Below are 16,268 nucleotides of genomic sequence, written 5' to 3' on the forward strand. Positions count from 1 at the left end.
GCTCAGATGGACGACAGCGCATTTATTGCGGCGTTGAACGGAGTTTGGCGACCTGATCGGCGGACGTCGTCGATTGTGGATTGCCAAATGTCTTTGTCACATAGTTGCTGATCGCGGCAATCTGTTCATCATTGAGTTCATTCGCGAACGCGGGCATAAAAACGTTGGCATCTTTCGTCTGACGACTCACGCCGTGCAGCATGACCATTGTCAGATTGTTAGCTGCTGATGTCCCGACCACGCTGTTATGAATCAGCGACGGATAAGCCCCCGCCGCGCTGCCGCCCCGTCCTTCGCCCGTCCAGCTATGGCACGTCGCACAGTTGGCGATAAACAATTGCGCACCGTTCACGCCGCTGATCGCCGTGCCGCGCATTGCCGTGACGTCCGCATTAGTTGGCTTACCGAAGGAATCACGCGGATGGATGTCGCCACCGCTCTGCGCCGGCACCGAACGCAGGTACACCACGATCGAACGCAAATCCTCGGGCGTCATGTACTGCGTGCTGTTCTGCACGACATCCGCCATCGGGCCAGCCGCATTCGCCCGGCCATGTGCCACGCCCGTCGCGAGATATTGCGTCAGCTCGTCGTCGGTCCATCCGCCAACGCCCGCGTTCTTGTCCGGCGTGACATTGAACGCGTGCCAGCCGGATAGTTCGGCGCCGCTGAGACGCTCGCTGGTCTTCAGGCCCTGCATCACATTTCTAGGCGTATGGCATTCCTCGCAATGCGCGAGACCGCCAACCAGATAAGCGCCCCGATTCCATTCCGCGCTCTGCTGCGGGTCGGGCACAAAACGGCCTTCCTTGAAATTGAACATGTTCCAGAACACCATCAGCCAGCGCTGGTTGAACGGAAACGACAGCGCGTTGCGAGGCGGCGTGTAGTGGATTGGCGTAAGCGTGTTCAGATAGGCACGGATCGCGAGGACGTCTGCGTCGGTGACCTTCGTATATTCGGCGTACGGGAAAGCCGGGTACAAGCGCTCACCGCTCTTGCCAATGCCTTCATGCATTGCGCGGAGGAAGTCGGTGTCGCTCCATCGGCCAATGCCGGTATCCGGATCGCTCGTGATATTGGGCGTATAGATCGTCCCGAACGGCGTGCTGATCGGCAGACCGCCCGCGAACGGACGGCCTTTATCGGCGGTGTGGCACGCCACGCAATCGCCCGCGCGCGCAAGGTATTCGCCGCGCTTGATCAGGTCCGCGCCGGCCAGCGTGTCGCGCTGCACGACCATGGGCTCCGTCGCGGTGGTCTGCGCGTGCGCGGACTGAATCAGCGTGTGAAAACTCACGCCCGTGATGGCGAGCGCAAGAACGGCGAGCGCGCCGCCCAGGCGTTTGCCGAGTGTGTTACAGCGTTTCGCGTCGCGAGGTTTGGGGTTCTTCATCGTGGATCTCCGTCGGCGCGCTATCAAAGTTCTTTCTTCAGCTTGTCGGCGAGACGCAGCGACAACGCGGACAACGTCAGCGTGCAATTCACCGATGCCGCCGTCGGCATTACCGCGCTGCCGGCAATGAAGAGGTTCGCGTGGTCGTGCGTGCGGCATTCGGAATCCACGACGGAATCCTTCGGGTCCGCCCCCATGATGGTCGTCCCCATGATGTGGTTGTTCGGAGCGAATTTATCGTCGAAGGTAATCTCCGTGCCGCCGAACAATTCCGCGATCCGCGCATACTGCGCACGGGTGTCCACTGCGCTTTTCTTCACGTAGTCGTTGATCGAGTAATAGATCTCGGGCTGCGGGATGCCAAGCGAATCCTTGTGATCCGACGAGGGAATCACACGGTTCTGCGGCTCGGCCAGATGCTCATGGAAGCTGTTGATGTTCATCGTGCGCGCGGCACGGTCGCGGATCTGCCGGTCGAGCTCGGCCCCCGTCATGCCCTTCGCGATCAAGTCAGCCGTGACCGACATGGTGGGTACGCCATTCGACAAATGCAGCTTCTTCGCCGAGTATTCCGAGCGGAAAGCGCCGTCACGGAAATTCACGACGGAGGTCATTTCCATCGGCCCGCGTCCTGGCCACACCGGTTCATTGGCGAGGAAGGTCACGCCGGTGCCGGGGTGATCCATCAGGTTGCGTCCGACCTGATCCGAACTGTTGCCAATGCCGCTCTTGAACCGGTCGGACACCGACTGCAACATCAGCTTCGGCGTTTCAATACCGTTAGCCGCGAGCACGAAGAGCTTGCCCGTGACACGCGTGCTGTTGCCGTTCGGGTCCTTGTAATGGACGGCGGTGATCAGGCCTTTATCGTCGCTCTCGATCTTGTAGACGACCGCTTGCGCGATCAGCTTCGCACCCGCGCGCTCGGCTTTCTCCGCATGCGTGATGCCGTTGTACATGGCGGCGATCGGGCAGATCGGCATGCAATTGTTATTGCCGCAGCAAGTCGGGCGGGCGTCATACGGGCGGCTGTTGCGCGCGACCGGCTCCGGCACCACGTGATAATTCTGTGCGTTGAGGACATCGGCGAAACGCTGGTCCATGTAGGACAGCGGCAGCATATCCATGGGGTAGGGCTTGGAACGCGGCGAGCCAAGATCAACGTTGTTGCCCGGCCCCGACACGCCAAGCTGTACCTCGGCGGCGAAGTACCACGGCTCAATGGTCTCATACGGGATCGGCCAGTCACGACCTACGCCATACAGCGTCTTCAGCTTGAAATCGGCAGGCAGCAAGCGCCATGCAGCAGCGGCCCAGTGCCAGGTCGTCCCCCCTACGAGCCGCAAGTATTGCGACGCGTACGGGTACTCGCCCTTCTGGATCAGGTAGTTGTTCTCGGGCGAATACTCGGGATGCGGCGCGTAAAGCGTCGACGGATACGGTGTAGCGAAATCGGCTTTCGCCGGCGAGTTACGAAAATTCTCGACGATCTGCCAGCGCGGAATGCGCGGCCCGCCTTCGAGCAGGATTACGGATGCGCCCGCGGTCGCGAGCTGATGCGCGACGAGTCCGCCCGCAACCCCCGATCCGACGACCACGACATCGGCCGAATTCGAATTTGCCATTTGTTGTTGTCCTGTGAGGGGTGGTTTTTATTTGCTTCGGTCGCGCTGTCAATGCTGTTTGCCAGGCAGCGCGCCGGCTTGATGCTGTTCTCTTGATGTGTTCAGGCCGCGCCGGGCGGCTTCTGCGTCCAGTAGAACGGCACGTCGCGGCAATACGATGGAATGGTCAGCACGTCGTTGACGGGATCGAACATCAGCGCGCGTTCGTAGGCGACCACGCTCACGCGCGGGGCATCGCCGACAAGACCGAGATACCACGCCCGCATGATCGCGGTGACCGTGCCGGCGAGCTTGGGCGTGTCAGCCTTGAGCGCCTGCGTCACCGTATCCGACGGCACGCCGCCATGCGCCGCGAGCCAGACATTCAGGGCGCTCACGTTGCCGGCAAACTCGCTGTCCGACTTCGACAGCGCGTCATACACGCGCTGAGCCAGCGCAGGATCGAAGGCGGTGCGGCCGGTCAGTTTGCGCGAGAGCAGCAGGAAGCCGTCCAGACCCGCAGGCGGGGTATCGGCGAAAGCCTGGGTGAAGAATGTTGGGAAACCGAACCCCGCGGAAGTGAACGCGAGCGCGACTGCTGACGCACACGCGCCAAGAACAAAACGCCGGCGAGCGGCCGACTGTGCGTGCGTTATGGGGTGGTCGAGTTGTGTCATGTGGTGAGGTCCCAATTCGCGTTGTTCAAAGAGGTGATGATCGATTGCACCTGTCGATATCCCCCGACTAATTTTTTGAAGGCTTGCCTTGAGCACTCATTGCGACTCATTGCGCGCGGCCGAAGCATGCACGATGAAGCGGATAACAACCAGCCCTTTGGTCGTTGGCAATTGAAAGGCGCACGGGCAATAATCGCGGCACTTGAAGCATAAGACACGCCGGCATCTTTCGATCGCTTGCACGATACCGCGCCGAACCCGCTTAACGCTATAACCAGACCACTATAAAAAATGAATTTCGTTCCCCAGGTACTTCGCTATCGCCCGCGGGCGGTGATTGCCCTCGTGGTTGGTGTGATCGTGGCGCTTTTGGTTCCACATGACTTCACACCGATCGTGCGCGGACTCATCGGATGGGACAGTACCGTATGGCTGTATCTCGCGCTTATCTGGATTCAGATGGGACTTGCGCGTCAGGACAAAGTGCAGAAGCTCGCTGAACGCGAGGATGAAAACGCAGGCATGGTATTGCTGATCATCAGCCTGGCCGCCATCGCCAGTCTTATCGCTATTGTTTTCGAACTGGCCGCTGCGAAGAACCTCGGCGGGCACGGCGCGTTGCTCCACTATCTGCTGACAGCATTCACCATGCTGGGGGCGTGGTTCCTCATCCCGACCATCTTCACGCTCCACTACGCGCGCCACTACTATCAGTCAGCGGGCGAGGAGACATCGCTGAAATTTCCCGATGCCCATCTCAAGCCGGACTATTGGGACTTCCTCTATTTCTCGTTCACGATCGCCGTGGCGTCGCAGACTTCGGATGTCGTGCTCTGCTCCAACGAAGTCCGGCGGGCGGCGCTCGCCCAGTCCGTCCTTTCGTTCTTCTTTAATGCTGCGGTGATTGGTTTATGTGTCAACACGGCAGCCAGTTTGCTTGGACCTTGAGACGATCAGAGAAGCAAATATTGCCGTCACGTATGGTTGGCTTCGGGCGTAATTTCCGTATGGAATAAATTAGTCGGGATGGCTGACAATTTTTGACAACGGGCTAGCGCACCGCAAGCCCGTCTTTCGTATAACGATTCCCGAACACCCCGTGTAAAAACGCCGCTGGCAGCGCGTGCTTTTTTACACGGCTCTGCAGTTCCGCATGAGGTCGACCCACGACGCGCATCAGAGCCTATCGCTTTCCCCCGGTTTCAACAGAATTTCAAGAACATGGCACACGCCTTGCTCTAGCTATTCCGCATCCCTCTTCCCTCCGATAAAAGCACCGGACGCATGCGCCGCAGATTCTTCTGCCGCGAGCGCATCCCATCGCTTTTCATCCATCAAACGCCAGGAGTCAGCCTTGTCCTTGAACGTCTTGCTTGTCGCTTCCGAGGCTGTACCGCTAGCCAAAACCGGCGGACTGGGTGACATGGTCAGCGCGTATGCCGTTGCATTGCGTGAAGCCGGAGTCGATGCCGCGATCCTCATTCCGGCCTATCCGAACGCGCTGCAGATGGTCGAGGGATTACAGAAGGTTGCTTCAGTGACGGGGCTCCCGGGCGGAGATGGCGCGTTGTATCGCGGCCGCATGCCCGATACCGGCGTGCCAGTGATCCTGCTGCGCATGGATCATTTGTATGCTCGAGAAGGGCTCTATCAAGACGCGAAAGGACGCGACTACGAAGACAACGCGATTCGTTTCGCGTCGTTATCGGCGGCGGCGGTGAAGATCGCGGAAGGCGTTCGAGGCTTCAAGAAGCCGGACATCGTGCACGCACATGACTGGCATTCAGGACTCACGCCGCTCTTGATGAAGCAAGCTGGCGTGCACGCAAAAAGCGTTTTCACGATCCACAATCTGGCGTTCCAGGGCAACTATTCGCTCTCGCTTGGTGCAGCGCTCAACGTGCCTGCCAAGTGGCTCGTGCCGGCGTTGACCGAACCGAAAAGCATCGAATTTTATGGTGCGTTGAGTCTGATGAAAGCCGGCATTGTCCATGCCGACCACGTTGCTACCGTCAGCGAAACGTATGCCCGCGAAATCCTCACGCCGCGCTTCGGCCACCTGATGGAAGGCGTGCTGCAAAGTTGCGCGGGCAAGCTGTCGGGGATCATTAACGGTATTGATGTCGATACCTGGGACCCCAAGACCGATCCGCAAATCGCTCGCCATTATTGTTTCGACGATATGCGCGGCAAGCACGCCTGCAAGCGCGAATTGCAGCAGATGTTCGGCCTTCCCACCGATCCCTTCGCGCCGGTGCTCGCGCTCGGCAGCCGGATGACATCGCAAAAAATGGCCGATGTCGCCGTGGAAGCCATTCCCGCGCTGCTGGAACAGTATCCGCGTCTGCAGATTGCGGTGCTCGGCAAAGGTGAAGCGCATATAGAAGCCGCGTTCCAGCGGCTGGCGCAGACCTGGCCGGATCGCGTGGGTGTCTATATAGGTTACGACGAGCGCCGCGCGCATGCGCTGCATGCCGGTGCTGACATCCTGCTGCATGGCAGCCGCTTCGAGCCCTGCGGCCTCACGCAGATCTACGCCATGCGTTATGGCACGTTGCCCGTGGCATCGCGCGTGGGCGGCCTGGCGGACACGATCGTGGATGCGGCCGAAGCAGCTGACACGGCGGGGCATCAGACGGGTTTCCAGGCATCTCCCCTAGGCGGCTTCGAGGGCGCAATGTCCTCGCGCCCGGCGACCGGTTTCCTGTTCGACGGCGACCGTGTCCAGGATGTGATCGCCGCCGCGGCCCGCGCCATCGACGCCTTCATGCGTCCGCAACAATGGCGCACGCTTCAACGCAACGCGATGGCACGCGACTACGGATGGAACCAGGCGGTAGCGAAATATGTCCAGCTATACGCGGGTCTCACCGACGCGCGTCCTGCCAAAGCACCGTTGCGCACACGTCGCGTGCCGGTCACGGTTCGGGCGGTCCCGGTCATTTCGGTGGCCGAGGCAGATCGTCGGGAAGCGCAACAGGCACAATTGGCGCAATTCGTCGCACGCAGCGCCTGACGTTCCACGCACCCCTTTTCGATGGTACGGTTACAGGGTTGGCCGTTCGCCGTGCATTGATTGCGGTGCGCGGCGAACGCATGTCGTCTGACTGAACCCGCATGCTGGTCGCGAACCATTGGCTACGCTCAGGCTCCGACATACGTCAGGAAACGTGAGAGAGGCGCGGCACGCTACGTGCTGTATCCCTCAAGCGACCCTGGCGCCGCACCGAACGGCGTATCGCCTGATGACTTGACGTCTGTCGTCCATGGTCGATACGCACCGCACTCGTCACCCCGGAATTGGTGCTTTGAAGACTGTCTGAGGCTCGTCTGCCGTAGCCGTTCTTGCGGTTTGGTTTATTGCCTGGTTGAGCGCGATCGCGTTTTCCCGCATCCACGCCATAGCAGGACGAACTGGAAAAGACGACCGATGGAACACCATCACATGCTTCAAGCGTATGCGCCAAGAATTTATTTCATCGACCCGCTTCTCGTCGGACCATTACCTGAGTGGTCCGCACAATTCGAGCATGCCGCCGCGCTGGGCTTCGATCACGTCCTGATCGGCGCACCGTTCCAGCCGGGCAGCAGCGGCCACAGACAGGCCGTGGCCGACCATCACAAGCTTCACTCCGTATTCGAATCCGACGCGCCCGCGAGCGAAGGCCTGCGCGTGCTTGCAAGCCAGGCGACCAAGCACGGCCTGACCTTGCTGGTCGATATCACGCTCGACCAGGTCAGCGCCGAAGGCGGTTTGTTCCAGGACAACCGCCACTGGTTTCATCCGTTTGAAGCGGCTGAAGCCCGGCTCGACCCGCGTCACGCGCCGCATGAAGAAAGCGTTGCGCATGCAAATTTCGGCGATGGCGAAGCAGCCCAGGCGCTCACCGAATGGTGGGCGCGCGAGTTGATGCTGCTGGCCGATGCCGGCATTGGCGGCTTTCGCTTCGAGGCGCCGCACAAGGTGCCGGCGCACGTATGGCGCAGGCTCGGCGCGGCTGTTCGTGAACGTCATCCGCAAACGAAATGGCTTGCATGGACCGTCGGCATCAGCCGTCAGGACCTCGCCGCGCTCGCCGACGCCGGTTTCGACTCGGTGTTTTCATCGTCGCGATGGTGGGACTATCAGGGCAACTGGCTCTTCGACGAACACGCCGCGCTGTTTCGCATCGCGCCGCCCATTGCGTTTCCGGAAGAGCCTTACGGCTCACGCCTGCTGCACGATCTGCCTGACACCGGCGACTCGTCGCTGGTGGAGCGAGCCTACCGGCGCGCGTTGTACACAGCGGCAGGCATAGGCACGGGCCTGCTCGTGCCTATGGGCTTCGAATACGGCGTCACTCAGCCGCTCACTTACAACCACGGCAGCGCGGAAGAATTCCGTCGCGCCCGGGAAGGGGCGCGTTTTAATGTATCGGCGGAAGTGGCCCACGCCAACGCGTTGCAACGCAACTCGGCGGCGCTGGCGAGCACGGGTGAACTGCGCGCGCTGACGGGCGCAGGCACGCCCTACGCAGCCATTCTGCGTGGCAGCGGCCCGGACCTGCGGGTCGCGGCCGAAGCGGCGTTGATTGTGCTGAATCCGGATCTCACCACGCCGGTTTATGTCGATACGCGCCATCTGCTGGACGGCGCACCGGGCAACTTCACGCGGTTTCGGGCAATCGACGAGGACACGACGGAAACGCCGCTGCCGCTCGCGCCTTTCCTGTTGCAGCCCGGCGAAGTGCGCCTGCTGCGCGGCGCGGCCGAGCCGCCCATCTTGCTGGCACAGCCGCAGGTCAAGCGCGGTGCCAAGGCGGCCGACAAGAAGTCCGTGAACGAAGCGTTAGTGGCGCCGCGGGTGGCGATCGAAAGCGTGACGCCATCGGTCGATCACGGCCGCTTTCCGGCGAAGCGGATCGTGGGCGAAGCGGTTGAAGTCACGGCGGCGATTTTCGCGGAAGGCCACGACAAGATCGCGGCTGCCGTGCAATGGCGCGCCGCCGATGAAACCGACTGGCACGAAGCGCCCATGGTCCCGGTCCTGCCGCTCGGCAACGACCTGTGGATCACGCACATTCCAATCGATCGCCTGGGCCGTCATGAATTCACCGTGATCGCGTGGCGTGACGACTTCGCTTCGCTGATCGATCACATGCAGAAGAAGCTGAAGGCCGGCCAGACAGTTGAACTTGAACTGGAGGAATTGCGGCATTTATTCGCGCTGATCCTGGCCGAGGTGAAAACCACCGAAGGCGCGCAGACGGAACCGCTGGAAGGGATCGTCAAGCATTTCGCCAAAGCCGACGCCGACACGCGCCTCACGTTGGCGCTCGCGCCGGAAACCGCGCAGGCGATTGAGGCGGCGCGGCACCGGCCGTTCCTGTCGCGTGATCCTGTGACATATCGCATCGACGCCGAACGCGCCGCCGCGCGCTTTGCAAGCTGGTACGAGATCTTCCCGCGCTCCATGAGCGACGACGAAAATCGCCACGGCACGTTCGTCGATGTGATCGGCAAAATGCCGCGCATTCGCGAGATGGGTTTCGACGTGCTGTACTTCCCGCCGATCAACCCCATTGGCGTGGCGAACCGCAAGGGCAAGAACAATACGCTCACCGCGCTACCCGGCGACGTGGGCAGCCCCTACGCGATCGGCGGCAAGGAAGGCGGCCACGACGCCGTGCATCCGGAACTCGGCAACCTGGACGACTTCAAGCAGATGCTGGAAGCGGCGCGTGCCCACGGTCTGGAGATCGCACTCGATTTCGCCGTGCAATGCGCACCGGATCATCCGTGGCTAAAGGAGCATCCCACATGGTTTGCATGGCGCCCGGACGGCACGTTGCGTTATGCGGAAAATCCGCCGAAGAAGTATCAGGACATCGTGAATCCTGACTTCTACGCGCAGGACGCAAAGCCGGAACTCTGGCTTTCATTGCGCGACGTTTTCCTGTTCTGGATCGCGGCAGGCGTGAAGATTTTCCGCGTCGATAATCCGCACACCAAACCCATGCCGTTCTGGGAATGGGTGATTGGCGATGTACGTTCGCGTCATCCCGATGTCATGTTCCTGGCCGAAGCGTTCACGCGTCCGCGCGTGATGAACCGCCTCGCCAAGCTCGGTTTTTCGCAGTCGTACACGTACTTCACGTGGCGCGAGTCGAAGCGCGATTTCCTCGAATACATGCATGATCTGACGCAGACGGACGCGAAGGATTATTTCCGCCCGAACTTCTTCGTCAATACGCCCGATATCAACCCGCGCTTCCTGCAACGCGCGGGCCGCGCCGGTTTCGTGATCCGCGCCGCGCTCGCCGCGACGTTATCCGGGCTGTGGGGCGTGTATAGCGGCTTCGAACTCTGCGAAGCTGCCGCGCTGCCGAACAGCGAGGAATATCTCGACTCCGAGAAGTATCAGATCCGGGCATGGGACTGGAACCGGCCGGGGAATATTGTTGGAGAAATCACCGCGCTGAACCGGATCAGGAAGGCGAATCCGGCGCTGCATTCGCATCTCGGCGTCAGCTTCCTTCCCGCTCACAACGACAACATCCTGTTCTTCGAGAAAGCGAATGCAGCACGCGACAACATCGTGCTGGTCGCGATCAATCTTGATCCGTTCAACGAACAAGGCGCGGACGTGGAACTGCCGTGGCAGACGTTGAATAATTGGGGCGTGCAGGAATGGGACGCGCTGGCCGTGGAGGACCAGATGACAGGCGAGCGGTTCGAATGGCGCGGCAAAAAGCAGCATATCCGCCTCGATCCAAACACGCGGCCGTTTGCGATATGGAGAATCGCGCCGACCTGGGGATTGCCGCGGGCACCAACACCCCTCTGAGCGTCACCTGACAGTCATCATCACGACGGCACTCGCCGACGTGGCACAGAACAACTCATACAGCCGGGACAAAACACCGTCGCGGCTCAAGGAGCGACACGTGAAGCGTAACAAGAACTCGACTCTCAGCAACGATCCGCTCTGGTACAAAGACGCGATCATTTATCAGATCCACATCAAGTCCTTCTTCGATGCGAACAACGACGGCATCGGCGATTTCCCCGGCCTGCTCGCGAAGCTCGACTACATCTCCGAACTCGGCGTCGATACGATCTGGCTGCTGCCGTTCTATCCGTCACCACGGCGCGACGACGGTTACGACATCGCCGATTATCGCAACGTGCACCCCGATTACGGCACGCTCGCCGACGTGAAGCGGTTCATTCAAGAAGCGCACGCGCGCGGCATTCGCGTGATCACTGAACTCGTCATTAATCACACGTCCGACCAGCACCCGTGGTTCCAGCGCGCTCGCCTCGCGAAGCCGGGCTCGAATCATCGCAACTACTACGTCTGGTCGGATACCGACAAGAAGTACGAAGACACGCGGATTATTTTTATCGATTCGGAGCCGTCCAACTGGACGCATGATCCGGTCGCCGGCCAGTATTACTGGCACCGCTTCTTTAACCACCAGCCGGACCTGAACTTCGATAACCCCGCCGTGCTGAAGGAAGTGCTTCAGGTGATGCGCTTCTGGCTCGATATGGGCATCGACGGTTTGCGGCTGGACGCCGTGCCCTATCTGGTTGAACGCGAAGGCACGAACAACGAAAATCTGCCGGAAACGCACGCGATCTTGAAGAAGATCCGCGCGACGATCGACGCGGAATACCCGAACCGTATGTTGCTGGCCGAAGCGAACCAATGGCCGGAAGACGTGAAAGAGTATTTCGGCGACGAAGACGAATGCCACATGGCCTTCCACTTCCCGCTGATGCCGCGCATCTATATGTCGATTGCGAGCGAGGACCGCTTCCCGATCACGGACATCATGCGCCAGACGCCGGATCTCGCGCCGACCAACCAGTGGGCCATTTTCCTGCGCAATCACGACGAACTCACGCTGGAAATGGTCACGGATTCCGAGCGCGATTATTTGTGGAACACGTACGCGAGCGATCGGCGCGCACGGCTGAATCTCGGCATTCGCCGACGTCTTGCGCCGCTGATGGAACGCGACCGTCGGCGGATTGAGCTGATCAATTCGCTGCTGCTTTCCATGCCCGGTACGCCCGTGATCTATTACGGCGATGAACTCGGCATGGGCGACAACATTCACCTGGGCGACCGTGACGGCGTGCGTACGCCGATGCAATGGTCATCGGATAGAAATGGCGGATTCTCGCGCGCCGATCCGGAGCAACTCGTGCTGCCGCCCGTCATGGGCGCGCTCTACGGGTATGACGCTGTAAACGTGGAATCGCAGAGCCGCGACCCGCACTCGCTGCTCAACTGGACCCGCAAGATGCTGACGGTGCGTCGCGGGAAACAGGCATTCGGCCGGGGCACGATCCGTTTCCTGCGTCCGAACAACCGCAAGATCCTTGCGTATCTGCGTGAGGTTGAAGGCGAACCGCCGATCCTGTGCGTGGCGAATCTGTCGCGCGCGCCGCAGGCCGTGGAACTCGATTTGTCCGAGTACGCCGGTTCGGTGCCGCTCGAAATGACGGCGGATTCCGCGTTTCCGCCGATCGGTCAGCTCACGTATTTGCTGACTTTCCCGCCGTACGGTTTCCTGTGGTTCCAGTTGTGCCCGGGCAATCAGCGTCCGGCATGGAGCCAGGCGCCGTCCGAGCAATTGCCCGAATTCGTGACGATGGTGATCCGCGCCGGCCAGACCGGTCCGACACCGGAAAACGTACGCTTGCTTGAATCCGAAGTGCTGCCGTCTTATTTGAGCAAGCGGCGCTGGTTTGCATCGAAGGACAAGAAGCTGCTCGGCGTGCGTCTCGCTGCGTTGACGACCATTCCGGAAGCAGGTTTCGCGTTCACGGAGATCGAAGCCGATCTCGGCGATCACGTCGAACGCTACGTGCTGCCGCTCACGATTGCGTGGGGCACTGAGACTACCTCGCCGCTTTATATGCAGCTCGCGCTCGCGCGAGTGCGCCAGGTGCGTAATATTGGCCATATCACCGACGCCTTTGCTGTTCCAAACTTCACCTATGGCGTGCTGAAGAAACTCCTGCAGCGGGCGGTCGTTCCCACCGTGCAGAAGAGCGAGATCCGCTTTATTCCGACCGAACGCCTCGACGCACTCGCGGCCAATTTCAGACCGGGGGAACCGCCGCCGGAAATTCGCTGGCTGGCGGCGGAGCAGAGCAACAGCTCCCTTGTGATCGGCGATCAGATCGTGCTGAAACTGGTGCGTCGCCTGGTTGGCGGGATTCATCCGGAAGCCGAAATGAGCCGGCATCTGACGAAGCTCGGTTATCAGAACACGGGGCCGTTGTTCGGAGAAGTCGTGCGTGTGGACCCGGAAGGCGTGCCGCATACGCTGTGCATCTTGCAAGGGTTTATCGATAACCAGGGCGATGCATGGAACTACGCGCTCGATTACCTGCGCCGCACCGTCGATGAACTCGCGCTGGCAGTGGATACCGACGACCATTCGATGGACCGCGAGAAGGAAATGCTGGGTATCGAAGGCTACAGAAAGGTCACGGGGATCATCGGGCAGCGGCTGGGCGAACTGCATGTCGCGCTCGCGCAACCTTCCGACGACCCGGCTTTTGCGCCCGAAAAGGCGTCGAAGAAGGACGTGCGCGGCTGGAACGACGGCACGCACACGCTGCTCGTGACGGCGCTCGACATCCTGGCGGCCAAATTACTGGAATTCAGCGAGCATGACCGGGCGATGGCGCAAAGCCTGCTCGATCGCCGCGACTTGCTACTCGCGGCAGTGCAAAAGCTCGTGCCGGAAGACGCCACTGCATTGCGCATCCGTATCCACGGCGACTTCCACCTCGGGCAGGTGCTGATGGCGCAAGGCGACGCTTTCCTGATCGACTTCGAGGGTGAACCGGCACGTCCACTGGAAGAACGACGCAAGAAATCGAGCCCATTGCGGGACGTGGCCGGCTTATTGCGTTCCTTGTCCTATGCCAGCGCTGCCGCGCAGCCGACGACCGGAAACGCACCGCAGGCAACGGCCGATCGTAAGCGCGCGTTGTTCGAGCGCCTGCGCGGTCATGGCGAGGAAGCGTTCCTGCTTGAATATCAAGCGGCGGTGGCCGCTTCACCGCAACCCGTTGCCGGCGATGAAGCCACATTTGCCGCCCTGCTCGATCTTTTCCTGATCGAGAAGGCCGCCTACGAAATCCGCTATGAAGCGGCGAACCGTCCGACCTGGATCGGCTTGCCGTTGCGTGGCCTCGCGTCGCTGGCGAGCCGCCTGCTTGGCGATACGGGCGCACCGCCCGCCCCCGGCTCGCGACCCGTGGACGCCGCACTCAAGGACACCTCTGATGGAAACGAACATGAATAAGCGCACAGACGACAGGCTGCTGACCGAAGGTCTGCATCCGCTCGATATCGACGCGCTGGTCGAAGCTCGCCATCCCGATCCGTTTTCGAAGCTCGGGCTGCATCAGACAGATGCCGGTCCCGTGGTTCGGGTGCTGTTGCCCGGCGCAACCGGCGTGCAGGTGCTCGAGCGCGACAGCAGCAAGCCGCTCGGCACGCTGACGCAGGTTCATCCGGCGGGGTTGTTTATCGGGTTTATCGATGAGATGCAGGCGTACCGGCTCAATATCGATTGGCACGGCACGCCGCAAGAAGTCGCCGATACCTATTCGTTCGGCCCCGTATTAAACGATGAAGCGTTGAACCGCATCTCCGGCGGGGACCCGTATGCGGTGATGGAGTGCCTGGGCTCGCGGCCGGTCGTGCATGGCGACGTGGCCGGTGTGCGCTTTGCCGTATGGGCACCGAATGCGCGGCGTGTCTCGGTGGTCGGCGACTTCAACTCGTGGGACGGCCGCCGGCATCCCATGCGCCTGCGCCACAGCGCCGGCGTCTGGGAACTGTTCGTGCCGGGACTCGGTGCGGGCACGCGCTACAAGTATGAGATTGTCACGCGAGAAGGCCACGCGTTGCCGCTGAAGGCCGATCCGTGCGCGATGCAGAGCGAGTTGCCGCCAGCGACGGCGTCGGTGGTGGCGGATGCTGAGGCTATCGATGGATACGCGTGGACCGATAGCGAGTGGATGAACTCACGCGGACCGCGGCAGACCATGCATGCGCCGATCTCCGTGTACGAGGTGCATGCGGAATCGTGGCTGCGGGTGCCGGAGGAAGGCAATCGTGGTTTGAACTGGCATGAGCTTGCCGAGCGCCTGATTCCGTACGCGAAGAGCATGGGATTCACGCATCTGGAGTTCATGCCGATTGCGGAGCATCCGTTTGGCGGCTCGTGGGGCTATCAGCCGTTGGGGCAATTTGCGCCGTCGGCGCGGTTTGGGACGCCTCAGCAATTTGCCGAGTTCGTGAATCGCGCGCATGAGGCGGAGCTGGGCATCATTCTCGACTGGGTTCCGGCGCATTTCCCGAACGACGCTCATGGCTTGATCGAGTTCGACGGCACGCCGCTTTACGAGCATTCGGACCCGCGAGAGGGTTACCACCAGGACTGGAACACGATGATCTACAACCTCGGCCGTAACGAGGTTAGCGCGTTCCTCGTGGCGTCGGGGCTGGCTTGGTTGAAGCGTTATCACGTCGATGGATTGCGCGTGGACGCGGTGGCTTCCATGTTGTATCGGGACTATTCGCGCAAGGCGGGCGAGTGGGTGCCGAACATGTATGGCGGCCGTGAAAATCTGGAGTCGATCGCTTTTCTCAAGCGCCTTAACCACGAAGTCCGTCAGATTCCTGGGGCGATTACGATTGCTGAGGAGTCGACAGCATGGCCGGGTGTCACGGCATCGCTTGAGCACGGTGGGCTTGGTTTCGATTTCAAGTGGAACATGGGCTGGATGCATGACACGTTGCACTACATGGAAGAGGATCCGGTCAATCGGAAGTACCACCACAATATGTTTACGTTCGGGATGGTGTATGCGTATTCCGAGCGATTTGTGTTGCCGCTTTCACATGATGAGGTGGTTCATGGCAAGGGATCGTTGATTGGGAAGATGCCGGGGGATCACTGGCAGAAGTTTGCGAATCTGCGTGCTTATCTGGGATTTATGTGGACGCATCCGGGCAAGAAGTTGTTATTCATGGGTGGTGAGTTTGGTCAGTTTGGCGAGTTTAATCACGATGCATCGCCGCACTGGCATTTGCTTGACGATGCGTTTCATGGTGGCTTGCAGAAGCTTGTTCGCGATTTGAACCGGGTGTATGGAGAGGAGCCGGCGCTTTACAAGCTTGATAGTGATCCTCACGGGTTTGACTGGTTGATCGGCGATGACGCGGCCAATAGTGTGTTTGCGTTCCGGCGTACGGATGGTGAGGGGCGAGAGTGCGTGGTGATATCGAATATGACGCCGGTGCCGCGGCTGGGGTTTCGGGTCGGGTTGCCGAGAGGTGGGAAGTGGAGTGAAATTGTGAATTCGGATGCGTCGGTGTATGGCGGATCGAATATGGGGAATGGGGGCGTGATTCACGCCGAGAATGTTTCGAGTCATGGGCGGGAATGGTCTGCTGCTTTGACTTTACCGCCGTTGGCGACCATCGTTCTTAGGGCCGATTAGGCCGGGGGGTTCGTTCGCACTTGATTTTGGGGTTTGGTGGGGCGGGTGATGGTGGGGGCGGGTGGT

At 60.7% G+C, this 16,268-nt stretch carries 8 protein-coding genes; 5 read left to right on the top strand and 3 right to left on the bottom strand.

The genetic code is table 11. The features are described 5' to 3' along the window. Positions 1-22: 22 nt before the first annotated feature. From GSQ93_RS11270 to GSQ93_RS11280, 3 genes are all read right to left on the bottom strand, one after another. Positions 23-1,396: a cytochrome c gene (locus tag GSQ93_RS11270; protein ID WP_158935729.1), complete on the bottom strand. Its 1,374-nt coding sequence runs from the start codon at positions 1,394-1,396 to the stop codon at positions 23-25. Between the two features lie 23 nt (positions 1,397-1,419). Then, positions 1,420-3,021 carry a GMC family oxidoreductase gene (locus GSQ93_RS11275; protein WP_158935730.1) on the bottom strand — a complete coding sequence of 534 codons (1,602 nt, stop codon included), beginning with the start codon at positions 3,019-3,021 and terminating at the stop codon, positions 1,420-1,422. Positions 3,022-3,122: 101 nt separating this feature from the next. Beyond that, entirely contained in the window at positions 3,123-3,677 is a 555-nt protein-coding gene (locus tag GSQ93_RS11280; protein WP_158935731.1) for a sugar dehydrogenase complex small subunit, read from the bottom strand. A gap of 291 nt (positions 3,678-3,968) precedes the next feature. Here GSQ93_RS11280 and GSQ93_RS11285 point away from each other — a divergent pair, with 291 nt between their 5' ends. The 5 genes from GSQ93_RS11285 to glgB all read left to right on the top strand — a co-directional run bounded on the left by GSQ93_RS11285 (position 3,969) and on the right by glgB (position 16,202). Further along, a complete protein-coding gene (locus GSQ93_RS11285) occupies positions 3,969-4,625 on the top strand; it encodes a DUF1345 domain-containing protein (protein ID WP_158935732.1) in 657 nt (218 codons plus the stop codon). Positions 4,626-5,031: 406 nt separating this feature from the next. After that, positions 5,032-6,693: a glycogen synthase GlgA gene (gene glgA / locus GSQ93_RS11290; protein WP_158935733.1), complete on the top strand. Its 1,662-nt coding sequence runs from the start codon at positions 5,032-5,034 to the stop codon at positions 6,691-6,693. A 414-nt stretch (positions 6,694-7,107) separates the two neighbouring features. Continuing rightward, positions 7,108-10,503, top strand: coding sequence for a maltotransferase domain-containing protein (locus tag GSQ93_RS11295; RefSeq protein WP_158935734.1), 3,396 nt, complete (start codon positions 7,108-7,110; stop codon positions 10,501-10,503). Between the two features lie 100 nt (positions 10,504-10,603). Further along, positions 10,604-13,993, top strand: a complete 3,390-nt coding sequence (gene treS, locus GSQ93_RS11300; RefSeq protein ID WP_174254605.1) for a maltose alpha-D-glucosyltransferase — start codon at positions 10,604-10,606, stop codon at positions 13,991-13,993. Beyond that, positions 13,986-16,202, top strand: a complete 2,217-nt coding sequence (gene glgB, locus GSQ93_RS11305) for a 1,4-alpha-glucan branching protein GlgB (RefSeq protein WP_158935735.1) — start codon at positions 13,986-13,988, stop codon at positions 16,200-16,202. Before treS ends, glgB begins: the two co-directional genes overlap by 8 nt. The last annotated feature ends 66 nt before the right edge of the window (positions 16,203-16,268 follow it).

The organism is Burkholderia sp. S171 (assembly GCF_009766085.1).
In the GTDB taxonomy this organism is placed as follows: domain Bacteria; phylum Pseudomonadota; class Gammaproteobacteria; order Burkholderiales; family Burkholderiaceae; genus Caballeronia.

Coding starts and splice junctions, on each gene's coding strand:
- GSQ93_RS11270 (WP_158935729.1), bottom strand. CDS start 1,396: ATGAAGAACCCCAAACCTCGCGACGCGAAACGCTGTAACACACTCGGC.
- GSQ93_RS11295 (WP_158935734.1), top strand. CDS start 7,108: ATGGAACACCATCACATGCTTCAAGCGTATGCGCCAAGAATTTATTTC.
- GSQ93_RS11285 (WP_158935732.1), top strand. CDS start 3,969: ATGAATTTCGTTCCCCAGGTACTTCGCTATCGCCCGCGGGCGGTGATT.
- GSQ93_RS11280 (WP_158935731.1), bottom strand. CDS start 3,677: ATGACACAACTCGACCACCCCATAACGCACGCACAGTCGGCCGCTCGC.
- GSQ93_RS11275 (WP_158935730.1), bottom strand. CDS start 3,021: ATGGCAAATTCGAATTCGGCCGATGTCGTGGTCGTCGGATCGGGGGTT.
- glgB (WP_158935735.1), top strand. CDS start 13,986: ATGAATAAGCGCACAGACGACAGGCTGCTGACCGAAGGTCTGCATCCG.